At 69.0% G+C, this 22,078-nt stretch carries 17 protein-coding genes and 3 pseudogenes; 10 read left to right on the forward strand and 10 right to left on the reverse strand.

Annotated features, from left to right (window positions below; all coding sequences use genetic code 11):
* Positions 1 to 512: 512 nt before the first annotated feature.
* Together ACIQCZ_RS40550 and ACIQCZ_RS40555 are read right to left on the reverse strand one after the other, a co-directional pair.
* Positions 513 to 1,703, reverse strand: a complete 1,191-nt coding sequence (locus tag ACIQCZ_RS40550; RefSeq protein ID WP_402291002.1) for a PP2C family protein-serine/threonine phosphatase — start codon at positions 1,701 to 1,703, stop codon at positions 513 to 515.
* Between the two features lie 1,089 nt (positions 1,704 to 2,792).
* Positions 2,793 to 3,383, reverse strand: coding sequence for a TetR/AcrR family transcriptional regulator (locus ACIQCZ_RS40555; protein WP_402291004.1), 591 nt, complete (start codon positions 3,381 to 3,383; stop codon positions 2,793 to 2,795).
* A gap of 347 nt (positions 3,384 to 3,730) precedes the next feature.
* Between ACIQCZ_RS40555 and ACIQCZ_RS40560 the strand changes: the two genes are divergently transcribed.
* Together ACIQCZ_RS40560 and ACIQCZ_RS40565 are read left to right on the forward strand one after the other, a co-directional pair.
* The gene (locus ACIQCZ_RS40560) at positions 3,731 to 4,621 is read left to right on the forward strand and encodes an alpha/beta hydrolase family protein (RefSeq protein ID WP_402291005.1); all 891 of its coding nucleotides are present in this window, start codon (positions 3,731 to 3,733) and stop codon (positions 4,619 to 4,621) included.
* Between the two features lie 668 nt (positions 4,622 to 5,289).
* Positions 5,290 to 5,434: pseudogene (locus ACIQCZ_RS40565) on the forward strand (transposase); the annotation flags it as partial.
* Between the two features lie 294 nt (positions 5,435 to 5,728).
* Here the strand turns inward: ACIQCZ_RS40565 and ACIQCZ_RS40570 are convergent.
* Together ACIQCZ_RS40570 and ACIQCZ_RS40575 are read right to left on the reverse strand one after the other, a co-directional pair.
* Complete coding sequence (locus tag ACIQCZ_RS40570; RefSeq protein ID WP_402291042.1) at positions 5,729 to 6,268, reverse strand: HAD domain-containing protein; 540 nt, start codon at positions 6,266 to 6,268, stop codon at positions 5,729 to 5,731.
* A 546-nt stretch (positions 6,269 to 6,814) separates the two neighbouring features.
* Complete coding sequence (locus ACIQCZ_RS40575; RefSeq protein WP_402291007.1) at positions 6,815 to 7,468, reverse strand: hypothetical protein; 654 nt, start codon at positions 7,466 to 7,468, stop codon at positions 6,815 to 6,817.
* A 522-nt stretch (positions 7,469 to 7,990) separates the two neighbouring features.
* Here ACIQCZ_RS40575 and ACIQCZ_RS40580 point away from each other — a divergent pair.
* The gene (locus ACIQCZ_RS40580; RefSeq protein WP_402291010.1) at positions 7,991 to 9,121 is read left to right on the forward strand and encodes a CapA family protein; all 1,131 of its coding nucleotides are present in this window, start codon (positions 7,991 to 7,993) and stop codon (positions 9,119 to 9,121) included.
* A gap of 218 nt (positions 9,122 to 9,339) precedes the next feature.
* On the opposite strand, the pseudogene ACIQCZ_RS40585 reads toward ACIQCZ_RS40580, so the two are convergent.
* Positions 9,340 to 9,689 (reverse strand): annotated as a pseudogene (locus ACIQCZ_RS40585) (restriction endonuclease).
* Between the two features lie 22 nt (positions 9,690 to 9,711).
* Positions 9,712 to 10,203, reverse strand: coding sequence for a GNAT family N-acetyltransferase (locus ACIQCZ_RS40590; protein ID WP_402291012.1), 492 nt, complete (start codon positions 10,201 to 10,203; stop codon positions 9,712 to 9,714).
* A 99-nt stretch (positions 10,204 to 10,302) separates the two neighbouring features.
* Between ACIQCZ_RS40590 and ACIQCZ_RS40595 the strand changes: the two genes are divergently transcribed.
* Both ACIQCZ_RS40595 and ACIQCZ_RS40600 read left to right on the forward strand, forming a co-directional pair.
* A complete protein-coding gene (locus ACIQCZ_RS40595; RefSeq protein WP_402291015.1) occupies positions 10,303 to 11,223 on the forward strand; it encodes a LysR family transcriptional regulator in 921 nt (306 codons plus the stop codon).
* Positions 11,224 to 11,472: 249 nt separating this feature from the next.
* Complete coding sequence (locus ACIQCZ_RS40600; protein ID WP_402291018.1) at positions 11,473 to 11,808, forward strand: hypothetical protein; 336 nt, start codon at positions 11,473 to 11,475, stop codon at positions 11,806 to 11,808.
* A 48-nt stretch (positions 11,809 to 11,856) separates the two neighbouring features.
* Here the strand turns inward: ACIQCZ_RS40600 and ACIQCZ_RS40605 are convergent, their stop codons facing one another.
* Entirely contained in the window at positions 11,857 to 13,191 is a 1,335-nt protein-coding gene (locus ACIQCZ_RS40605; RefSeq protein ID WP_402291020.1) for a PLP-dependent aminotransferase family protein, read from the reverse strand.
* A gap of 133 nt (positions 13,192 to 13,324) precedes the next feature.
* Between ACIQCZ_RS40605 and ACIQCZ_RS40610 the strand changes: the two genes are divergently transcribed.
* Positions 13,325 to 14,107, forward strand: a complete 783-nt coding sequence (locus ACIQCZ_RS40610) for a crotonase/enoyl-CoA hydratase family protein (RefSeq protein ID WP_402291023.1) — start codon at positions 13,325 to 13,327, stop codon at positions 14,105 to 14,107.
* A 312-nt stretch (positions 14,108 to 14,419) separates the two neighbouring features.
* The gene (locus ACIQCZ_RS40615) at positions 14,420 to 15,835 is read left to right on the forward strand and encodes an aldehyde dehydrogenase family protein (protein WP_402291043.1); all 1,416 of its coding nucleotides are present in this window, start codon (positions 14,420 to 14,422) and stop codon (positions 15,833 to 15,835) included.
* A 1,280-nt stretch (positions 15,836 to 17,115) separates the two neighbouring features.
* On the opposite strand, the gene ACIQCZ_RS40620 is transcribed toward ACIQCZ_RS40615, so the two are convergent.
* On the reverse strand, positions 17,116 to 18,108 hold the full coding sequence (locus ACIQCZ_RS40620; protein ID WP_402291025.1) for a WD40 repeat domain-containing protein: 993 nt from the start codon (positions 18,106 to 18,108) through the stop codon (positions 17,116 to 17,118).
* A gap of 107 nt (positions 18,109 to 18,215) precedes the next feature.
* Between ACIQCZ_RS40620 and ACIQCZ_RS40625 the strand changes: the two are divergent.
* Positions 18,216 to 18,555 (forward strand): annotated as a pseudogene (locus tag ACIQCZ_RS40625) (ankyrin repeat domain-containing protein).
* 281 nt (positions 18,556 to 18,836) lie between these two features.
* Positions 18,837 to 19,868 carry an endonuclease/exonuclease/phosphatase family protein gene (locus ACIQCZ_RS40630; RefSeq protein ID WP_402291027.1) on the forward strand — a complete coding sequence of 344 codons (1,032 nt, stop codon included), beginning with the start codon at positions 18,837 to 18,839 and terminating at the stop codon, positions 19,866 to 19,868.
* A gap of 354 nt (positions 19,869 to 20,222) precedes the next feature.
* Here the strand turns inward: ACIQCZ_RS40630 and ACIQCZ_RS40635 are convergent, their stop codons facing one another.
* Entirely contained in the window at positions 20,223 to 20,405 is a 183-nt protein-coding gene (locus ACIQCZ_RS40635; protein ID WP_402291029.1) for a hypothetical protein, read from the reverse strand.
* A gap of 104 nt (positions 20,406 to 20,509) precedes the next feature.
* Positions 20,510 to 20,881: a hypothetical protein gene (locus tag ACIQCZ_RS40640; protein ID WP_402291031.1), complete on the reverse strand. Its 372-nt coding sequence runs from the start codon at positions 20,879 to 20,881 to the stop codon at positions 20,510 to 20,512.
* A 438-nt stretch (positions 20,882 to 21,319) separates the two neighbouring features.
* On the opposite strand from ACIQCZ_RS40640, the gene ACIQCZ_RS40645 reads away from it, so the two are divergent.
* Positions 21,320 to 21,835 (forward strand): FAD-dependent oxidoreductase, encoded by a 516-nt coding sequence (locus tag ACIQCZ_RS40645; RefSeq protein ID WP_402291033.1) that lies wholly within the window; start codon positions 21,320 to 21,322, stop codon positions 21,833 to 21,835.
* The last annotated feature ends 243 nt before the right edge of the window (positions 21,836 to 22,078 follow it).

The following is a 22,078-nucleotide window of genomic DNA, read 5'->3' on the forward strand; positions in this document are numbered from 1 at the left end:
GGCGGCGGCTACGGCGAGGGCGGCTACGGCGACTACTAAAACCAGCAACCACCCACACACACCCAACAACCCCGGCCCGCCGTAATCGGGCCGGGGCCCCCGCTCAAGCACAACACAGAATCCCGGCCCGCCGTAATCGGGCCGGGATTCCCGCCTGACCACCCAACAATATCCCCTCCACAAACACCCAGCCCACCCCACAACACAAGCCCCCCCAGGCCCGCCAGCTAGACGTAGCCATCGCCAAGCCGACGAACAACTTCAGCCTGGAAACCAAGCCGGCACCCGCACCCGGCTCGATGAAGTTCGGTGGCCGCCGAGCTGGCCGCCGCGGTGTGCTCGTCGTACTTGGTGTCCAACAGCTCCCCAGTCTCCGGGGCGTACTCCTCCTTGCGTAGCACCGAGATACGTACGCTCTCCGGCTCCAGCAGCTGCTTCGCCTCCCGGTGTCCTCGCTGGGGTGAGCACCCACACCTGCCGTTGGTCCCCCTGGAGCAACCCTGTTCTTGGGTTCAGTGGCCTGGAGGCGGGGGTGATCCACCGAGGTGGACCCGGTGGTGGCCAATGGGATGGGGCGTGAGGTGCGGCCGGTGGGACGGGGTGCGTTCGATGACCAGGAGGGCTGCGTCGTCGGCGGGGTGGCCGCCGGTATGGGCGAGCAGATCGCGGTGGATGTGGTGCAGCAGAGTATCGGGGCTACTGGCGGGGAAGGAGGCGACTCGTTCGGCGAGCGGGTAGAACGCTCGGGACGGCGAGCGGGCTTCGATGACACCGTCGGTGTAGAGGACGAGCATGTCACCGCCTTTGAAGGTGAACGGGTCGATGCGGTCGTCCTCGATCTGCCGTTCGCACACGCCCAGCGGAGGCAGAGGCTGCCGGGCATACAGGGCCGTGACCCGCTGATCGTGCACCAGCAGAGGCGGGGGATGTCCGCAGTTGATCATCTCGGCGGCCGGCAGGCCTTCGTCGGGGATCTCCAGGACGAGGCAGGTGATGAAGTGCTCGCCGGCATCGTGCTCGGTGTCCGTCACGTCCTCCAGGTTCCGGGAGACGCTGTCTCCAAGGGCAGCCACCAGCCCGGGGAGGGTGGCATGCCGGTGAGCGCCCTCACGGAATGCCCCCAGCACCAGCGAGGCCTCACCGATGGCGGCCAGCCCGTGGCCCCGGACATCGCCGATGACCACCCGGGTCGCGGCATGCGCGGCGCGGGCGAGCGCAAACAGATCGCCCCCGATCTCGGCCTCATCCTCCGCGGACATGTACAGCCATGCCACCTGCAACGGCCCGATCCGCCGTGGTGGAGGCTGCAGCAGAACACGCTGAGCCGTCTCCGCCACAGAGCGTGCACGGCTCAGCGCCCGGTCGCGCCGCTCCCGCACAAACCGCATGAAAAGCACCAAGGCAGAGAGCACGGCCAGCGCGATGATCTGCGCCACTCGGTTGGTCGTGGTCAGTTCGCCGAGGAAGACAGCGATGAACACCTGGGCCGCCACTGCCAGGACCCCGGCGAGAGCAGTGAGCCGTGGCCCGGCGAGGGAGGCGGTCAGAGCGGGCGCGATGACCAGCAGTGGGCCCAGCTGGACATCGCGCCCGGTGTAGATGTCCAGCGCGGTGATCGTCACGATCAGGACGAACGGCACCGCCTCCAGACCACGGCCCGATGGTGGCTCCAGGAGGTGATCCCACGAACGTCGCACACCCATATACCCCTTATGCTCCATCGATAGCGCGCCCTCAGCCAGCCGACGAGCACGGGTCGGGCCTTCTCTCAGCCTTCCTGCGGCGGCCTCATTCTGTCCGTCCCCTGACCCTGCCGTGACTTCCGATTTCGGAAGCACGGCTCCAGCGCGCGCCAGTCGAAGAGATGGGTACGTCCAGCCTTCGGTCTTGATCCAAGGACAGGGGCCAGTTCGAGTCGCTCTCGGCGAACTGGCGGATCCGCTGGGTCGTCAGCCGCGTCGGCCTGGCTTCTTCCATGCGGTAGGACATCTGCGCGGCCGAGGCGGATCAAGCCCGCCCAATCGATCGAGGTCCGTCTCGGAAGGCCTCGAGCAGGGGCCTTCTACGTCGCGCTCTACCGCGGCGCCGACGTCGACGGTCTGCCCACCACACGTGCCGAGGTCGACCGGAAGCAGCTGCGCAGCGTCGGCAAAGGCCGGCCCCGCTCGGCCTGAACCGGCGATCGCCGTATCGCGGTTCAGCGGCACGATCACGCCTCTGCCAGGAGGGGGCGAATGAGGAGAGACCTCTGTGCTGCAGAGAGGGTCTCGCCGCCGGGGCGGTGCTGACCCAGGGGGTGTGACCTGCGCAAGAACCGCCGCCAACTCCGGACCCCGGCATCCTGTTGGGCGCCTCGTCGCGCAAGGCGTTGCACGACTCGTAAGCACCATCCTTGCGCAACCCCGGCCGGACAGCAGCCCTGCCTGGCACGCCGATCAGGGCGAATACGGCCGGATGTCCGGAACCATGGCCAGGTCGAGATGGCACCGACGCCTGCTGACCTGACTGCTGACCCTCCGCCGCACTTCGCCGACGCCGCCCAGGCCCTCCGTACAGCGCCAGGACAGCCCCTCGGGCGTTCCGCCCGCCGCACCCCAGCCATCGATGAACTCGGCCAGGGCGCGGTGTTGCTGTTCCTCCTGGGCGATCTGCGGGGCGAGCGCGGTGCGGTCGATGTACGGGTCGACAGCGGCCAGGACCGAGCGCCGAAGTTCGGCCGGTTCGATATTCGCAGGTCCGACTGTTGGAACTTGCGGAGTTTCCTGGACCTCGCCGCCGCGCGTCCGCCCCGGTCAGCGCGGCTGGCGCAGACCTGCGATGAGGAGTGCGACCAGTTGGCGTGCGTCGTAGCGGGAGTCGCTGTCGGCGCCGATACAGAGGTTTCCGATGCCACGCATGAGCTGGTACCCGTCGAGGTCGGAGTGGACCTCGCCGGAGGCGGCGGCAGCGTCGAGGAGCTGAGTGCACACCGGCAGGAGGCGGTCGAGGAAGTGGGCGTGCAGTGTCTCGAAGCCGATGCTGTCGTTCTGCGTCGCGGCGGCAAGGCCATGTTTGGTGACCAGGAAGTCGACGAAGAGGTCGGCCCACCGGCCCAGGGCGGCATGGGGCGTCGGGCTGGACGCCAGCAGGGCCGGGCCGGCTTCGGCACAGGCGTCGACCTGGTGGCGGTAGACGGCGATGACAAGGTCTGCCCGGGTGGGGAAGTGGCGGTAGACCGTGCCCACCCCGACGCCGGCCTCGGCCGCGATGTCCCGCACCGGCGCGTCCACGCCCGAGTCGACGAAGACCGCGGCGGCCGCGTCCAGCAGGGTCTGCTGGTTGCGGCGGACGTCTTTGCGCTTGGACTTGGCTGAGCTTCCCGGGCCCTGGCCGCTGTCGCTCACCGCAGCACTCCTTCCATAACCGGTCTTGCAAAGCGGAACAGCGTTCCGTATCGTAATCGGAACGAGGTTCCGTTTCACTCATGATGACAGACCAGGGGGCGGTCGACCAGACCGCTGTCGCGATCACACTCCATCCGGGGCGAAGTGCACGCGACCGTACGCACCTGTTGTTGATGGGCTGCGGACGAGAAGCGCTCCTCGCTCCCTGCTTGCCCGGCCCGGCTTGCGGCGCCCCCAGCCGTCGGCCCCACCACGCCAAGACTGCCAAGAACCGAACGGAAGGCACTTCCATGTCCGAATCGAGCACCATAAGCACGAACACACAGAAGACTGCGGGTGCGCCCACCATGGTGGTATCCGCGAAGCCGGTCGTCCTGTCCGCCCCGGGCCGCGGCGAGAACCTCCAGGTCCGCGTATCCGCCCCCGCGACCGGCAGCGATCTGCCCGTCGTCGTCTTCTCGCACGGCTTCGGCTGGTCGATGAACGGCTACGCCCCGCTGGCGGACTTCTGGGCCGCCCACGGCTTCGTGGTCGTGCAACCCACGCACCTCGACTCCAGGACCCTCGGCCTCCCCGCTGAGGACCCCCGTACGCCGCGGATATGGCGCTTCCGCATCGAGGACCTCACGCGCGTGCTGGACGGACTCGACATTCTGGAAGCCTCCGTGCCGGGCCTCGCCGGGCGCCTCAACCGCGACCGCATCGCCGTGGCCGGCCACTCCTGGGGAGCCCAGACAGCCAGCACGCTGCTGGGCGCGCGCGTCCTCGACTCCGATGGCGTACCCGGAGAGGACATGTCCGACCCGCGCGTCAAGGCGGGTGTGCTGCTCGCCCTGACCGGCCTGGGCGACGGCCTGACTCCGTTCGCCGCCGAGAACCTCCCCTTCATGAAACCGTCCTTCGACACCATGACCACACCAGCCCTCATCGTTGCCGGGGACAACGACCAGTCCCACCTGTCCACCCGCGGACCCGACTGGTTCACCGACTCCTACACCTACAGCCCGGCAAGCAAGAGCCTGCTCACACTGTTCGGAGCCGAGCACTCGCTCGGAGGAATCCCCGGATACGAGGTCGCCGAGACGACCGACGAGAGCCCCGCGCGCGTCGCCCTGATCCAGCACCTCACCACGGCCTTCCTGCGCAGCGCCCTCCATCCCGAGGACACCAGTTGGAAAGCTGCGGCCACCGCAATGGAGGAAGACCCCGACCCGCTGGGGAAGCTCCAGAGCAAGTAGGCGAACCTCACCAGGACTCGCCCGCCCTGATACGGCCTCCTGGAAATGGTGGGGACCTCGCTTTCGCGGCCGCCGCGCCCTCCCGGCAGCGGTCAGGGGCTGTGCTGGGCGACGGCGGCACGGAACTTCTGCGTCATCAGGGCAACCGAGCCGCGTCGCAGGGGCGAGCCGGGCCCGGCTCGCCCCAGCCCTGATCCGTTGTTGGCGGCGTTCCGCAGGGGCAGGGGCTTCTCGGGGCGTTCGAGTACCAGACCGTGACATCCAGGCAGACGGGCCGTCGAGGCCTCAACGTGGATCGGTGCGCGGTCGTGGTGCTCAGGGTGGTGGCGCTCACGTGTGCGCCGGACGGATGTCTTCCCCACACGGCACTGATGCCTCGCACAAGAGCGGCGGCGTTCGGCGTCTCCGCGGTAGCCACCACCGTCAATACTCACTGCCCCGAACACTCGTTGATGTCGGTGGTGCGAGCCCGCCGCACGGTGACCTCTCGCGATGCCCGAGCCGCCTGAGCTCCCGCATGGACCGCGGCCTGTGGGGCGCGCCGGTGCCACGAACGGCTGGTGAGGTGGCGGCCCGGCTGCAATGCGGTTGCGCCTGGGATTAGGTAGCTGCGTGGCCCGCGTGCGCCCGTGACCAGCACCAACACTGAGCTCTATGGAGGGAACAACTTGATCTACTGCGGAATCGACTGGGCTGAACGCATCCACGACGTCCCGCTGGTCGACGACACCGGCGAGCTGCTGGCCAAGCGGCGCAGCGCCGACGACGCGGCGCCTCAAGCTCCTGCTGGAACTGCTCGCCGAAAGCCGCGATTGGCGCTGCCCCACTCGTTGAGCACCGCCTCGCCCACGCAGGCACCGGTCGCACGCTCGACGACGGCCAGGCCCAGCCGACGACGACCAGATCTCCCACCTCGAACAGTACGAAGACACGCTCGCCCCGGACGACCCGATCCGCAACGTCCGCCTGCAGACCGCCGGCGTCAACGCCTGGTCCGAAGAGCCCACCACGGCCGGCTGACCCTGCGGGTTCCGTCTCGACGGCTCGCCGCCCTCACGGTTGGCGAGCCGTCCCACGCAGCGCCACCAGGTCGTTCTCGCGGCCTCTTCACGTTCTCCAGCCGTGTCGGGCCGTCTGTCGCAGCCACGAGTCGAGAGCCGCATAGTCGGTGTCGGTCAGTCCATGGCGGGGATCGACGTGATGCAGCAGGGCTTTCCCCTGATGATGGGCAGCGACCCAGGCTCGATCGGCGTTCGTGACCTCGTCGTCGACCCAGGCGAACGGGCGTCCCGCAGCCCATTCGACAAGGGTGCGGGTCTTCCAGTGCAGTCCGTTCCGTTCGTCCTGGTCGTCGATGTCGGACGGCTCCGGCCAGGCCACCACCGCCAATTGCGGCAGGTTGATGCGGGGCGCGATGCACTCGTTCGCGTCCGCCATCCATGTCGTCGCCCAGACCACCTCGCACGGGAGTGCCGCCAGCCGGGGTCCGTGCCTGGGATTGATCCTGGTCAGGAGCGGATTCGCGTCGACACCAGGCAGTTCAGGACCCGCCATATAGGTCGGATACGGCTGGGACGCCGCGCCGAACGGGATGAGCGGCCCGTCGACATCGAGAAACAGCAGTGCACGCTGCACGGAGCCAGTCACGTGAGCACGATAGCGGCAGATCCCACCGGTGACCGCCTCGATGACCCCAGGCCCGACAACCGGCCGTCGCCCCGCCTGCTGGTGTTTCGCGTGAACGTCCACGGGCCCAGGATCCGCGGCTGCTGGTCAGGACAGCAGACAATCGCTGCTGCTAGAAGTGAACCGAGCTGGTCGACCTGGTCCACCAGGACCAGCCCGACAAGGTCGTGGCCCCGCTGACCATGCTCTCGCCGAAGGTCTGCGGCCTGTATCAGAACACCGGCAGCGGCCCGCCGGGACCGTGCCGGGACCGGCTGCGGCTCGCCCCGTACCGCCGGGGCGGGCCGCAGCCGCGTAGCCGCGCCAGCTATCAGCGCATGCCGCGCGCATCAGGATCAGCCCGGCGCTGCGGACTCAGCCAGAGCCCTGACCTCGCTGATGCGTGTGGAGAGGGAAGAGCGTTGCCGGGAATCGGCTCTTGGGCCGCCGCGGTCGGCGCGCGCCGTCCACGGCGGGTGTGACTGAGCGGCTCAACCGTTCCCGGATCCCTGGTGAGTAGGGGCAGGGTCAGGTGGCGGGCAGTACCTTCCAGGAGCCGGTGCCGGTGGCGCGGTCAGTGTAAGGGCTGGTGGAAACGTCGTACTTGGCGCCCTGCTGGGTCGAAACGCCATTGGTATCGAGGAAGCCGCCGTTGGCGGAGCCGTAGTCATTGAGCAGGCGGACGATGTCGTTGGTGCGGATGTGGCCGTCCCTTGGAGGGGACGTCTTGGCGAAGATGTGCCACTTGCCGGTGCCCGGGCCGCGGTCCTTGGTGACGGTGGTGGACACTTCGTACTTGGCGCCCTGCCGGGTGGAACGGCCGTTGGTGTCGAGGTAGGTGCCGCTGCCGTACTGGTTGACGAGGTAGATGACGTCACCGCTGGTGACACGGGTACCGTTCGCCTTGCCGGTGGCGGAGACGATCTTCCAGACCGACGTCGCCGGGCCACGACTGTTGGGGGTCTGGTTGGTGCTCACGTCATAGGTGGCGCCAGACTGGGCGGAACGGCCGTTGGTGTCGAGGTAACCGCCGTCGCCTCCGTACTGGTTCTGCAGCAGGATGCCGCTGCCGTAGGTGAGTTCACTGCCGGCCGCAGCGCCTGCGGCCGCCGTCGGGGCGGCGAGCGCGGCGCTGGCGGCGGCGAATGCTGCGGCGGTGCCGACTGCCAAGCGCTGCTTCATGGTGCGGAGCAAAGGTCCCCTCCATCACTTTCCGTGCTTGAACGATTGCCGATAGCGAGCATGCCCGACATCGGAGACTTACGCGCACGGCGCATGACCTTCGCTTCGCCAAACCCCCCTATATGGGGAAGCTTGCACATCTCTGCATCGTGGATGGCCGTCGGGGACGAGGCCGAACCCACTCGTATGTCGGCGAGGCCGACATACGACCTCGCGGTACGAGTCGGTGAGACGCGGGGCGCAACGCCGCCACCATCGACGAGCTCAACCACGCCCTTCGCCTCTGAGGAGCGGCGTCGATGTCGATGCGTTTCCAGGAGTCGGCTGCGGGCACAGGTCGAGACCGAGGGGGTCGCCGTCGGGTGCTTCGGTGCCGGTACAGGAGTTGCCGCCGCTCTGTGGGTGGCCGCGGAGCCGGTTCACCGGCCGCATGGCTCCTGCGCACCGCACACGCACAGCCGGATGGCGCCGCCGTCGCGCGGATCCTTCGCGCATCGCCCGCGACGGCTTTAGCGTGGGAGGGTGCACGAGGGTGTGGTCACCCTGTTCCTCGGCGGGGACGTGATGCTCGGCCGGGGCGTCGATCAGATCCTTCCGCACCCCGGTGACCCGGCACTGCGGGAGGCGTACATCCGCGACGCCCGTGCCTACGTCGACCTGGCGGAGGCGGCGAGCGGGCCGATCCCCCGGCCGGTCGGCTTCCGCTGGCCGTGGGGCGAGGCGCTGTCGGTCCTGGATGACGCCGCGCCGGACGTGCGGGTGGTCAATCTGGAGACAGCCGTCACCGGTGACGGGGACTTCGCGCCCGGCAAGGGCGTCCACTACCGGATGAGCCCGGCCAACCTGCCGTGTCTGGCCGCGGCCCGGCCGGACGTCTGCGCGCTGGCCAACAACCATGTGCTCGACTTCGGCCCGCGCGGCCTCCACGAGACGCTCGACGCCCTGGCGGTTGCGGGGCTGCGCACGGCGGGAGCGGGCCGGGACGAGGTGCGGGCGAGACAGCCGGCGATCGTGCCCCTGGACGACGGCGGGCGGGTGCTGGTCTTCTCCTTCGGGATGCCGTCCAGCGGGATCCCGAAGGACTGGGCCGCCACCGCGCAGCGGGGCGGTGTCGACGTGCTCGCGGAGCCTTCGGCGGCCGCCGCGTCCGCGTTCGCCGACCGGCTTCGGCAGGTCAGGCGGCCGGGAGACATCGTGGTCGCCTCGGTCCACTGGGGCCCCAACTGGGGCTACGACGTCTCCCGCTCCGAGGTCCGCTTCGCCCACACGCTCCTCGACGCAGGCGTGGACGTCGTGCACGGACATTCCTCGCACCACCCGCGCCCGCTGGAGGTGTACCGGGACAGGTTCATCCTGTACGGCTGCGGCGACCTCGTCGATGACTATGAGGGCATCGACGGCTACGAGAGCTACCGCGACGACCTGCGGGTCCTGTACCTGGTCTCGCTGGAGGCGGACACCGGCCGACTCGTTGACGCGCGGATGGTGCCCTTGCAGGCACGCAGGATGCGGCTGGAACACGCCTCCCCCGAGGACACCGAGTGGCTGCGCGCCGTCCTCGACAGGCGCAGCCGGGAGTTCGGCACCCGCGTCGACAGCGGGCCAGACGGCACACTCACGCCGCGGCCCCTGCACACCGGGCAGCACACATGACACGGACCTCGGGCGGGGACCACTCAGCACATGTGCGACGCACGCGACACGCCCGCGGCCTGCGGCGGAGTGCCGGGAGGTCTTGAGGCACGGAAGCGGAGATCTGTTGTGGGGGACGGTTCGCTGGTGGTCGACCACATTCGCGCCGGCTGATCTCGACCGGTCCGTTCGGGCTGCAGGGGCATCACGATGGGCGTTCGTGTCGTGGCGGGTTCCGCTCACAGGCACCGGCCGAGCACGACCTCCAGCCGGTCCAGCCGTTCGTGGAGGGCGCGGACGAGGCGGGCGCGGTTCTGGACGCAACGCACCGTGCCTTCCAGCGTCGCGGACAGCCGGTCTTCCGCCTCGCGCAGGACGACGCCGGCGAGCGCCCGGGGCCCGTTGCTCTCCGGCAGCCGGTCCCCTCGGCGCCGAACGTCGGAGGCGACCGCGCGAGCATCGCCGGTCGACTGGGGCCGATCTGCTCGTAGTCACGTTCGGCGAGCATGCCCTCGCCGGTCCACGCGAGGACGGCCTTGACGAGGCACTCGTACGGTTCACGGTCGATCGGGAGCTCTGCCTCGATCAGATGCCGAGCTCCGGGCGGGGTGTCACTTCAGTTCCATGAGGATGTCGGCACGAGCGTAATAGTCGGCCACCGGGAGACGGTCGCGGGTGATCCTGACGAACCCGGCTTCCTCGTACAGGTGGATGGCGGGAGCCAGCTTGCCGTTCGTGCCGAGGAACAGTCGGGCCGCACCAAGTGCCTGGGCGCGGTCGATCGCTGCGGCTATGAGTTGGCGGCCGATGCCGCGTCCTTGCGCGGCGGGGGCCACGGCCATCTTCGCCAGCTCGAACACGGCCTCCGGATAAGCCAGAAGTGCGACGCACCCGACAACGGCGCCACTGCCCTGCTCGCGCGCCAGAAGCACATCACCGCCCGGGCCCACGATGCGGCCGAGCGGATCTCCGAGAACCGCCCGGTCCTCATCCTGCAGGGTGAATAGGCGGGAGATCCACTCCTCGTTCAACGCGCGGAACGCGTCGGCATCGCTTTGTGAGGCGATCGACGAGACCACGGTGGGAGCAGAGGTGTAAGGCATGAGGCGGGTTTCCCTTCGGATGTGGCTTCCCGCCAGCCTCCGGCCCCGCTTACTCATATGTCCAATACAAACAGTCGCCCATATCAATAAGCTTGAACTATGGATCAGCGAATCGAGCTCCGCCATCTGCGGTACTTTCTGGCTGTGGCCGAGGAACTCCACTTCGGCCGTGCCGCCCAGCGGCTGAACATCGCTCAGCCCGCCCTGTCGCAGCAGATCAAGCAGCTCGAGAAGATCGTCGGTGTTGAGCTGTTCCGGCGGACCTCGCGAAGCGTCCGCCTCACAGACGCGGGAGCGACGTTCCAGCCACGGGCGAGGGACCTTCTGGGCCGTCTGGCGGCCGATCTCGACGAGGCCGGCCGTGTCGGGCGCGGCGAGACCGGTCGCCTGGATGTCGCCTTCATCACCTCTGCCACGGCGATCGTCAGCGACCGGCTCCGTGAATTCTCCCGCTGCCGCCCAGATGTCCAGGTCAAACTGCACGACGGCTTCACCGTCGATGTCCTGGCGGCTCTGGAGCGGGGCACGGCCGACATCGGGATCGTGCGTGATGCCGAGCAGCGGGACGACATCGACCTTTCCTTGCTGACGACGGAACGGTTTGTCGCCGTCATCCCTGCAGATCACCCCGCCGCAAAGGCTGATCGTGTGGAAGCGACGGCGCTGGCCGCTGACCCGCTGATCCTGTTCCCGCGTTCAGCGGGAGCCCAGGCGTTCGACGTGAACACACAGCCTTTGCGGGACGCCGGCATCGACGTCCGGGTCGCGCAAGAGTGCTCGAACTGGCACACCATCATCATGTTCGTCGCCGCCGGCCTTGGCGTCACCATCGCCCCCCACAGCGTCACGGCGCTGCTCCCCGCAGGCGCCCAACGTCTTGAACTCGACGGACCTCCCACAATGAGCCGGATCTTCATGGCCACCCGCAGGGGCGACAAGCGTCCCCTCGTACAAGCCTTCATCGCAGCTTCTGAGTCCGTGGCAGGTCGTGGCCACGACCGGACGACGAGAGCACGTTGACCTGCCGGGCGGCGCCTCCAAGTCCAAGGGTCGCTTGAAGGCGTATCGTGCGCAATCTCGTCCGCCGCATCCGCTGCACCCACCGCTGGTACGAGAGCCCAAGCCGGTGATCCTGAAACCCGCGCCTGTCCACGCGGCCTCTCAGCTCCCACGGCCCTCCTCGACGCGGGGCTCGAACGGTCGGTGGTCCGGGTAGGTTCTGAGCATCGGAGTCGCTCGTCCGAGCCCCTGTCGCGCTCGGTCATATGTGTGGATCTGTCCGATGAGCGGATCCGGGGGCTTGAGATCAAGGAGCAGCAGGAGCAGCGTGCCCGGGAGTGGGCGCGGGCCGAGCAGTCGTGGAAGACCCGGCTTCAGCGCAGTGGGAACGCAGCGCTGTTGCCGTCATCACCCCCTCGACCGCACCCGTCGGGCGCAGGCGTGACCGACGAGGACATGCTGTCCATGGCCCTCCACCTGCGTGACATCGCCGCCCGGCTCGTCATCGCCGCGGGTACGAAGAAGGGCCGGAGCCCCTCGCCCGCCACCGTCATGCGCATGCTGTGCGAGTACGACGAGCAGACCGCCACGTCGGCGAGCACGTGATCCCTCGTACTCTGCGGCTGGTGTCCGGGCTGGAACTTCGGGGCCGTGTCATGGGGGAATGGTGTCGATCGTGTCCTTCAGGCAGCGCAACGCGGTGCCGAGCTCGTCCCGGGGTGGTGTGGCCAGGGCAAGTCGGAGTGCTGGGGGGCGGTGGGGTCCGGTGGCGAAGGCGTCCGCGGTCGACACGAGGATCCCCTTCTCCGCGAGCACGGTCGCGACGTGATCGGGGCGCTGGTACGGCTTCAGGCCGAGCCACACGATGTATGAGACCGGGTGTGCCGTGATGTCCATGCCGGCGAGCGCGGCGCGGGCGATGGCCTGCCGGGCGGATGCGTCCTCGCGGCGGCCTTTCTCCAGGCGGGTGACCGTTCCGTCGGCGATCCAGCCGACGGCGAGCGCGGTGATGACACTCGGGGCCCCCCAGGCCGCGGTACGAAGGCCGCTCGTGGCCGGCTCCAGATGGCGGTCGGGCAGGACGGCGAAGCCGAAGCGCAGGCCGGGGGCCACGTTCTTGGACAGTCCGGCGACGTAGAAGGTGCGTTCGGGCGCGAGGGCCTGGAGCGGTGGCGGCGACGAGGGTTCGAGGAACGCGTAGGTGCCGTCCTCGATGATCAGGCAGTCGTGTGAGCGGGCGAGGGCGGCCAGCCGGTCGCGCTGCTCCCGGTCGAGCACCCAGCCGAGTGGGTTGTGCATGGTCGGGATCGTGTAGATCGCACGGACGGGGCGGGTGCGGCACAGCTCTTCGAGTGCGTCGAGGTTTGGTCCCGTGGCCGTGACGGGGATGGGGGCCAGGTCGAGGTCGTGTGCCGAGGCGAGAAGCTTGATGCCCGGGTAGGTGAGCGCGTCCACGGCGAGGACGTCACCGGGCCGGGTGAGAGTGTGCAGCACGATGTCGAGCGCCTGCTGGGTCCCGCTCGTCAGCAGGACATTGCGCGGCACTGTGTCGATCCCCCGCCCCAGCAGGTAGGTCGCCACGACCGCCCGGTCGTGGCGGTGTCCGCCCGGCGGGTGCTGGCGCAGCAGCGCCTCGACGTCTCCCGACATCGCCATCGCGCGCAGGGCCTGTCGCAGCTGGTCGGCCTGCCCGGGGGCCAGGGGCTGGTTGAACGACAGGTCCGCCATCCGGGGCACCGGCAGAGTGCGTGATGGTTCGAGCCCGTCGTAGCCGGAGCGCACCCGGACGAACGTTCCCCGGCCCGGCTCTCCCACGACCAGGCCCAAAGCGGCCAGTTCGGCGTAGACGCGGGTGGCCGTGGCCAGCGCGATCCGTCGCTCGCGCGCGAGAGCGCGGTGTGTCGGGAGCCGGGTGCCGACCGGGATCGCGCCGGAGCGGATGGCTGCGGCGAACTCGTGGACGACGGCCTTGTAGGAGGACGGTCGCATGCGACACCTGCTGTCCGTCGCGGAGGAGGATGGAAGACGAGCTCCATTGTATCCAGGACAATTAATGGATCGTCCTGGATCACGGCACATAGCCTCGGTGAATCCGAACCCAGGCGAAACGGAGTAACCCGGCATGACCGTGCGCATCGAGCGGGACGACCAGGTCGCAGTGATCACCATCGACCGGGCGCAGAAGCTCAACGCCCTGGACTATCCGACGATCGACGCGCTGCTCGCACAGCTCGACCTCATCGACTCCGACGACAGCATCCGCGCTGTCGTCCTGACCGGCGCCGGGCGCAGAGCGTTCAGTGCGGGCGCGGACATCCCTTCGCTTGCGGCCAGCATCGCCGGGGGGCCCGAACGTGCGCTGCGCGAGATCGTCCGCCGGGGCCACGCCCTGACCCGGCGGATCGAGGAATTCCCCAAGCCGGTGATCGTCGCGGTCAACGGCCTCGCCTACGGTGGTGGCTGCGAGATCACCGAGGCCGCCCCGCTCGCGATCGCCGCCGAGCACGCGACGTTCGCCAAACCCGAGATCTCCCTCGGCTTTCCGCCCCCCTTCGGCGGCTCCCAGCGTCTGCCGCGGCACGTCGGCCGCAAGCGCGGCCTGGAGATGATCCTGACCGGCGACCCGATCCCGGCTGCCCGGGCCGCCGAGCTGGGCCTTGTCAACGCCGTCGTACCGGCCGACGAGCTCATGGACGCCGCACGGGACCTGGCCGCGCGGATCATCAGGCACGCACCGACGGCCGTGGCGGCCTGCCTGCGCGCGGTCACCCGTGGTGTCAACCTGCCGATCGACGAAGGCCTGGCGGTCGAGGCGGCGTGCTTTGCAGCCACCGTCCCCACGGACGGTGTACAGAGCGGCCTGCGACGTTTCCTCGACCGCACGGCCGTAGGCGACCGAACCTGACGCGCTCGGCCGCGGCCGCCTCGGGCGCGCTGTCCTGAGCCGGGACGTGCGAGAACCCGTCGACCGTCGGAAGGGCCGGCGGTCGCCGATAGGAGACCGCGGTCAAGCAGGGCAGTCCAGCCAGTCCCCACGGCAGCGGCCCATTGGGGGACTTGCTGGACACCCGTGCTGAACGGATGGGCGCTCGCCGCCGGGTTCGAGATTGCGTTGGCCCGCGACATCCGCAGCGCCTCGGGAAATGTCGAACCCACCGTCAAACAAGGACCACGTCGTTCTACGAGAAGACAGACGAGGTCGGAGCAGGAGGGCACCTTGATCGATCGCAATGCGACCTATGTGGACGGAACGTGGACGCCGGGCACGGCGGAAACGATCGCCGTCGAGAACCCCGCCACCGAGGACGTGATCGGTGTCGTCCCCAACGGCACTGCTGCGGACGCGGAACGGGCAGTGCGGGCAGCACGCGCGGCGTTCCCCGCTTGGGCCGCGACATCACGCGCCGAGCGGGGCGAGTACCTGCGCAAGCTGCACCACTGCCTCGCCACACGGTCGGCGGAGATCGCTGAGACGATCGCCACCGACGTCGGCACGCCGATGCGTATCGCCACCCGGATTCAGGCCGCACTCCCCCTGACCGACATCGCCGGCTACATCGACCTGCTGCAGGAAGACGAGACCGAAGAGCGGATCGGCAACTCGCTCGTCCTCACCGAACCCGCGGGTGTCGTCGCGGCGATCACGCCGTGGAACTACCCGCTGCACCAGATCACCTGCAAGATCGCGCCCGCGCTCGCCGCCGGCTGCACCGTGGTGGTCAAGCCGAGCGAGGTGGCTCCCCTTGCCGCATACCAGTTGTTCGACGCCATTCACGAGGCCGGTTTCCCGCCCGGCGTGGTGAACCTGATCAGCGGCTACGGCCCGGGGGTGGGAGAGGCGCTAGTGACCCACCCCGAGGTGGACGTCGTCTCGTTCACCGGTTCTGTTCGCGGCGGTGCCCGTGTCGCCGAGCTCGCAGCACAGTCGATCAAGCGCGTCACGCTCGAACTCGGTGGCAAGTCCGCCAACGTGATCCTCGACGATGCCGATCTCGGTACTGCGGTGAAGGTGGGTGTGGCCAATGCGTTCCTCAACGGAGGGCAGACCTGCACCGCTTGGACCCGCATGCTCGTCCCCGCCCAGCGCCACGACGAGGCAATGGAACTGGCGAAGAGTTTCGCGGAGGGCTTCGCGCCCGGAGACCCGCTCGACCCGAAGACCAAGCTCGGGCCGCTGGTGTCCGGCGCCCAGCGCGACCGGGTACACGGATTCATCAGTCAAGGCATCGAAGCCGGTGCACGCCTGGTGACCGGCGGCAGTGCGGCGCCGGAAGGCTTCGAGCGCGGCTACTTCGTACGGCCGACCGTGTTCGGCGGAGTCGACCCGGGCTCGGTGATCGCCCAGGAGGAGATCTTCGGCCCCGTTCTCTCGATCATCCCGTTCGAAGGCGACGACGAAGCTCTGGCTATCGCGAACAACTCCGCCTTCGGCCTGCACGGAGCGGTCTGGTCGGCCGACCAGGATCGCGCACTCGCTTTCGCGCGGCAGGTCCGTACCGGGCAGATCGACGTCAACGGCGGCGCCTTCAATCCGCTCGCTCCGTTCGGTGGCTACAAGCAGTCCGGCATCGGCCGGGAGATGGGCAAGCAGGGCCTGGCGGAATTCCTCGAGACGAAGTCCATCCAGCTCTGAAAGGACGCGGAGATGGCCCCCTCCGGTGTTTGGTTCAGCCGTCGTGGGGTCACCCTCCGTCGGGGTCTCCGCGCGCGTTGCAGGGGAAGGTTCGGGCAGGGTCGGGTGGCGCAGGTGTCCGGCGAGCCCCGTGGTCGCCATCGACGCGGCACGGTCCTTGACGCCCTGGGCCGGTAGATGGTGGCGGCGGAACCCAGGGCCCTGAAGTTCGCATACGTCGAGGGGCGGATGGGGGTCGATGGCGCGACGCGGTAAGACGGCGAGTCCGGCGGTGGCGAGGCAGACGAGGACGTTCAGGTTGGTGGCGGCGGCACGGTGGCGGACCACCGGGGCGTAGGACCCCAGGTGCTTCTCCACCCAGCGGCGCAGCGAGGAGTCGGCGTCGCGGCCGACGAGAGGGTCTTCGGCGGTCTCGCTGCAGGTCAAGCGCGACCCGTCCGGCAAGGATCCCTCCGGCCCGGCCGATCACGACAAGGGAGCCGTTGCCGAGGGCTCCCTGCGCGGGCCGCGGTCGTCGGCCCCGTCATCGAGAACGACCCGCGCGTCCGCCTCTCCGTCGGCGAGCATCCGCACAGTTTTGGGGTGCGGCTGCGGGACACGGTGACATCGATGGCCGGGTGGGCGCGGAGGAACGAGATCAGGGCCTGTGGCACGAGCCGGTGCATCGCGGAGCCGCCACCGAGCAGGGTCAGCGGAGCGGTCGGGACCGGGTGTGGCTCTCGACGGTGCCGGCCGCTCCATCATCACGATCGCCAAGCTGCTGGGGTTCGCCGGGGCCACCCAACGGCCCGCGTGCGCTAAGGTTGATCTTGACGGTTTGCCGCGACTCGCGGCAACTGACGCTGCGTTGGTGGTCCAAGGAAAGACGCCCCGCTTCCTGCGGGGAAATGCAGGTGCAAGGCCTGCCCAGCGCTCGATCACGAGGCCCTTCCCCCACCGGGGAAGGGCCTCGTCACGTTCTCAGGAGAACCGGCCGAGGAGAGGCGCGGCCGGGCGCCTTGCACGGGGGCATCGGGAACGACGCGAAGGTCAGGCCCGCTGGCCCATGCGCTGGAAGACCGCCCTGGACGCCTTCGACATCACCTTCGAGGGCCGGCTCTCCGCAGCCCGCCGGTAATTCAACCACCCTTGCTGCATCGCTCGATTGACATACCCCGGCCCGGTCGAGATGGCGAATCACGGTAGCGATGAGTCGCGCTCTTCGGGGCGATGAGGGCGAGAACGGACATGGATGGTTGACGCGTTGTGGGCGTAGCTCGCCGCGGTGTTGCCGGTCCGGTTCAACGTGTGTGTCCGCGGGCGGGCGCCGCCAGCCCGGTCAGGTCCCACACCCGTACTGTCTTGTCGTTACTGCCGGTGACGGCGACGGGCCGGCCGTCCACCACGGCCGTCGCCGCTCCCCAGATCATGCCCTTGTGGCCTTCCAGGGGTTCGCCGATTGGCCGGCTGGTGACCGGGTCCCAAATCCGTACCGTCCCGTCCCCGCTGCCGACCAGGGCAATGAGACGGCTTCCCACCATCGTTGTCGTCACCGCGCCCACCTCGGCGTGTGCTTGCAGGGGCTCGGCTGCGGTCCGACCGGTGGTCAGGTCCCATACCCGTACCGTCCCGTCAAAGTCGCCGGTGAAGGCGACGGGACGACCTCCGACCACGGCCGTCGCTGCGGCGCGCACCTCGTTGGTGTGGCCTACCAAAGGCTCGCCGATCTGTTCCCGTTCGGCCAGGTCCCATACCCGTACTGTCCTGTCGTTGCTGCCGGTGACGGCGACGGGCCGGCCGTCCACCACGGCCGTCGCCACCGCCTCCACCCAGTCGGTGTGGCCTGTCAGGGGCTCACCGATCTGTTCCCGGCCGGCCAGGTCCCATACCCGTACCGCGCCATCCGCATGGCCAGTGACGGCAACGGGGCGCTGGTCCAATACAGTCGTCGCCACCGCGCACATGCAGCCGATGCTCTGGTCCAGCGGCTCACCCACGTGTCGGCCCGTGGCCAGGTCCCACATCTGTATGAGATTGATCCCGCCACCCGATATGGCGACGGGACGACCGTCGACCACGGCTGTCGCCACCGACCATACTTCGCCGTTGTTAATGAGACCGTTGTGGCCGACCAAGGGCCCACCCACAGGTCGGCCATCGCTGAGGTCCCAGATGCGTACCGTCTCGTCATGGCTGCCGGTGACGGCGACGGGCCGACCGTCCACCACGGCTGTCGCAAGCGCCCAGATACCGTGTTCGTGGCCGGTCAGGGTGGATCGGAGTCGGGAAGCCATGTCTGCACTCACGCTTTCGGACACGAACGACAGGATAGAGCTGCCATTCTTGCAGCCGAAGGCGCCTGATCACAGGCGTGATCGAGTTTCCCATGGCCGCGACTTGAATGCCCGGAGCCCGGTCGGCTGCAGCCGTCAGCAACGCCGCCAGAACTCGTGCACATCTTCCCAGCCGCGGATCACCAACCGCTGCTGTCGGTCATCGACGGACGCTGTCATTCGCTGTCGACGAAGCCACGAGCCGGGAAGGCACGCCCCTGTGCGCAGCCGCATGCTGGGGCCACACCGAATCGGTGCATGCGCTCCTCGCGCGGTGCCGATCCCAATCTCCGCGAAGATCACGGCATGGGCCGTTCGCCCCTTCAATGGGCAATGACCGGGCCCTGCTCCGAGACGATCGCCGTCCTTCTCGCGGCACGTATCCGACCACACGACCCGGCCACGTGACCCATCGCGTACTCCCACGTCTCGCCGTCCACCTTCAGGCCACCGCGCAGGGGATCCGAGCGACAGCAACGGCGCCCTTGTGACTTTTGTCGTTCGTCGGTTCAACGGGCCACCCGTCCGGTCGGCATCGGCTGCTGTCGCCATAGTGACGCCGGTGCGGGTGGGAGAGGTGCGCTCGTCTTCTCCGCGTGGGCCGAGGACGCGGCACGTGCTGGCGGAAAACAGAAACTGATTCACCTGGTGGCTCGTCTTGGGGAGCGAGGCCAAGCGGATGGGAAGCCATGGTGGAGCGGGTGGACAGCGGTGCGACGTCGGCGTTGAAGGCAGCAGCGCCCCGGTGGGCGCGGCGCCGGGCGGGGCGGTGGGAGGGGGACGCGAGGGGTCGGCCGGCCTGGACGCGTGGGCGGTTCACCGCCGCGCTTGCGGTGCTGACGGCCGGGCTGCTGGCGTTCCACCGGGCCGTGCCCAACTCCGTGGGCCGCCTGGGCAGCCTGCTGGAAGCGTTCCTGCCTTGGCTCGGCCTGGTGGTCGTGGTGCTGCTCGGCGTGGCGCTGCTACGCCGTTCGGCCACCGCGCTGGTGGCCCTGCTCCTGCCGGTGGCGGTCTGGATGTATCTCTTCGGCGAGCTGTTCCTGTCCGGGGAGAAGCCCGGCGCACACGACCTGGTCGTGGTGCAGCACAACGTCAGTGACGAGAACACCGACCCGGCGGGCACGGCCCGTGCCCTGGCTGACGCCGAGCCCGATCTCATCGCGCTGGAGGAGTTGGTGCCGCCGGCGCTGCCGGTCTACGAGAAGACCCTCGCCTCGGACTACCCCTACCACGCAGTCCGGGGCACCGTCGGACTCTGGTCGAAGCATCCGCTGGCCGACACCCGGCTGTTGGACATCAAACCCCCGGGGATCGCGGAGGCCTGGAGTCGCGGGCTGCGGACCGTGGTCCACACGCCGCACGGCGAGATCGCGGCGTACGTCGCACACCTGCCCTCGGTCCGCGTCCGGGCGAGCGGCCTCGCGTCCTCCTGGCGCGACGAAAGCGCCGGCCTGCTGGGCAAGGCCATCGCCGCCGAGAAGCTGAGAACGGTGATCCTGATGGGCGACCTCAACAGCACGGTCGACGACCGTGGGCTGGCCCCGTTGACCTCACGGATGAACGTGGCAGAACGGGGCTTCGCCTTCAGTTTCCCCGCCGCCTTCCCACTGGCCCGGATCGACCAGGTCATGGCCCGCTCGGCGACCGTCGGCCACATCCGCACCTTGCCCGCCACCGGCAGTGACCATTTGCCGGTCGCCGCCCGGATCACATTGGGCTGACGGAACGGTCTCGGTGACACCAGGCCTGCGCATGTGACAACTGACGATCTGGTGCGTGACAGCGGGTGAGGGTGTGCCGCGTCGTTCACGGGCTGGGGTTCAGTGGTTGACGGTGCGGTCCGGGACGAAGTCGGCGAGGGCGCGACAGGTGTCGGGCAGCCGGTCGCGGCGGTGCGTCCAGCGGGCCAGTTGCTTCCAGCGTTTGTGGGCGGCGAGGGCGTGTTCGACGGTGATGCGGTCCGATGAATGCCGCCGGTGACGGTCCCGTTCCCAGCGTTCGTTGAGGAGCCATCCATGTTCCGGAACCCGCCGCGCCGCTCGCCCCGATGACCCCGAACGCGGCGATCAGAACCTTCAACTGCCTCCGGGCAGTCCGGGCCGGGGACACCGAGGGCCGCCGAGCTCGTCGCCACCGAGCCGCGGGTGCCCGCGCTGCTCGCGGACGTCGCCGAACGGATCGTCGTCCCCGTCACCGCGCTGTGCGGCCTCGACCCGGAGTCGTGCGACGACTCCTTCGCCCTGGAGGCGGTCGGCCACATCTCGTGGCCACCCTGCACGATGCCGGGGCGTCCCCCGAGAAGCGATTCGGTGCACGGCCGTGGGCAGTGGTCGTGCTGGCCGCCCACGGCCGCGCCGCTGGTTCAGCGGACGTGCACCGTCACCACGTCAGAGGCGTGCAAGCGCACGGGATTCTGGTCATGCGGGCTGGTCAGGCCGTACAGCACCGCACGGAATTCCAGGTTGCCTCGGCGTGCGGACGTACCGTGTGCAGTGACCCGTGCGTCGCCCTCGACCGCGGCGCTGCAATTCTCCTGGTGCCACCCTTCGCCGAAGCCCTTCTCCTCCAGACACAGCTGATGCAGGTAGCCGGCGCTGTCATCGCCGCCGTGCGCCTTGACCGTGATGGTCTTGCCGACATGCGCCGTGCGCGGCGCCGTGATGTCCACACCGCCCTTGGCGAACGTCGGCCCGGCGGCCAGAGTCACTGAGGCCAGACCCAGCGCACCGATCACAGCCACACGCCCGAATCGCGCCTTTACCCCGGTCTTCTTCGTCCTGGTCATGGACTTCCCTCCCGCGGATCCCCCACCTGGTGAGACCCACCCCTTCGCGAAGGCGCCCGGTGCGCCCCGCTGACCATCCAGATAAGCCGGCCGCCCCGCACGTTGCCCCCTCGCTCAGCGCTGTTACGAATTGACGACATAGCCCGCTAACCATGGCTTGATCCCACCAACAGCCACCAAATCGCTTCTTGGGAGCGGTAGCTTGCTGACCCGAGTGCTCCGATGTCGCCAACAGAAGGGGCGTCCGGCGATGGGCGCGATGGCCCACCGCGTCGCCGAATGCCTTGGAGCGCCGGAGTGCCGACCACCGCGTGACAGCGGGGGACGCAGGAGACGAACGTCCTGACCGCCTCGCCCATCCAGGACGGCGAGGACGACGACTACATCATGTGGGCCTACGTCGCCCACCCGCACGCCCTGCCCGCCGACGCGACCAGCCGGCGCGGGCAGCAGTTGCGCGACCTGGTCGCCTCCCGCCTGGCCAGTTGGCATCCCGACCTGCGCGAACTCATCGGCCAGACGCCCCCGGACACCATCGAGCAGTTCGACTTCACAACCGCAGCGCGGGTGAAACCCTGGCCCACCACGAACGTGACCCTGCTGGGTGATGCCATCCATCCCATGCCACCGGTCGGCGGGCTCGGCGGCAACGCCGCACTGTACGACGCCAACGCACTGCGCCGTGCACTGATCGCGGTCAGCCGCAGTGAGCAGGAACTGCTTCCCGCTCTCGCCACCTACGAGCGCGCGATGCTGAAGAACGGCTTCGCTGCGGTAAAGGCAGCGACGTTGTACCTACGCCTGGCCACCCTGCGCAGCCGTACGATCCGAGCGGCCGCACGGACGTTCTTCCGGCTGTGTGGTGCCGTACCTCCTCTGCGCCGCGCCGTCTTCGCGGACTGACGAGCAGCGGGCCGATGCACCGGCCCACCGGTTCACGAGCGCGGGCAACAAGCCGGAGGACGAAGGTGTCCAAGGGCCTGTCGGCGTAGCCGAATCGACCGCGGCTCCGGCCGGCGTCTTTGCGATGCGATCACACCCACCTCGCGGAAGGACCGGGCTACGGGCAGAGGCCCGGCAGCGCGCCCTGTCCCTGCCTGGAACGGGGACATCGCCCTTCCCGGCGCTCCAGGGCCGCGGCGGCCG

The sequence above is a fragment of the Streptomyces sp. NPDC093149 genome, from assembly GCF_044754145.1.
Classification (GTDB): Bacteria; Actinomycetota; Actinomycetes; order Streptomycetales; family Streptomycetaceae; genus Streptomyces.

What these genes read in the sequence shown, in the direction of transcription:
- ACIQCZ_RS40550 (WP_402291002.1), bottom strand. Translation starts at nt 1,703, where the DNA reads ATGGGTGTGCGACGTTCGTGGGATCACCTCCTGGAGCCACCATCGGGC.
- ACIQCZ_RS40560 (WP_402291005.1), top strand. Translation starts at nt 3,731, where the DNA reads ATGGTGGTATCCGCGAAGCCGGTCGTCCTGTCCGCCCCGGGCCGCGGC.
- ACIQCZ_RS40575 (WP_402291007.1), bottom strand. Translation starts at nt 7,468, where the DNA reads ATGAAGCAGCGCTTGGCAGTCGGCACCGCCGCAGCATTCGCCGCCGCC.
- ACIQCZ_RS40590 (WP_402291012.1), bottom strand. Translation starts at nt 10,203, where the DNA reads ATGCCTTACACCTCTGCTCCCACCGTGGTCTCGTCGATCGCCTCACAA.
- ACIQCZ_RS40595 (WP_402291015.1), top strand. Translation starts at nt 10,303, where the DNA reads ATGGATCAGCGAATCGAGCTCCGCCATCTGCGGTACTTTCTGGCTGTG.
- ACIQCZ_RS40605 (WP_402291020.1), bottom strand. Translation starts at nt 13,191, where the DNA reads ATGCGACCGTCCTCCTACAAGGCCGTCGTCCACGAGTTCGCCGCAGCC.
- ACIQCZ_RS40610 (WP_402291023.1), top strand. Translation starts at nt 13,325, where the DNA reads ATGACCGTGCGCATCGAGCGGGACGACCAGGTCGCAGTGATCACCATC.
- ACIQCZ_RS40620 (WP_402291025.1), bottom strand. Translation starts at nt 18,108, where the DNA reads ATGGCTTCCCGACTCCGATCCACCCTGACCGGCCACGAACACGGTATC.
- ACIQCZ_RS40630 (WP_402291027.1), top strand. Translation starts at nt 18,837, where the DNA reads ATGGTGGAGCGGGTGGACAGCGGTGCGACGTCGGCGTTGAAGGCAGCA.
- ACIQCZ_RS40645 (WP_402291033.1), top strand. Translation starts at nt 21,320, where the DNA reads ATGTGGGCCTACGTCGCCCACCCGCACGCCCTGCCCGCCGACGCGACC.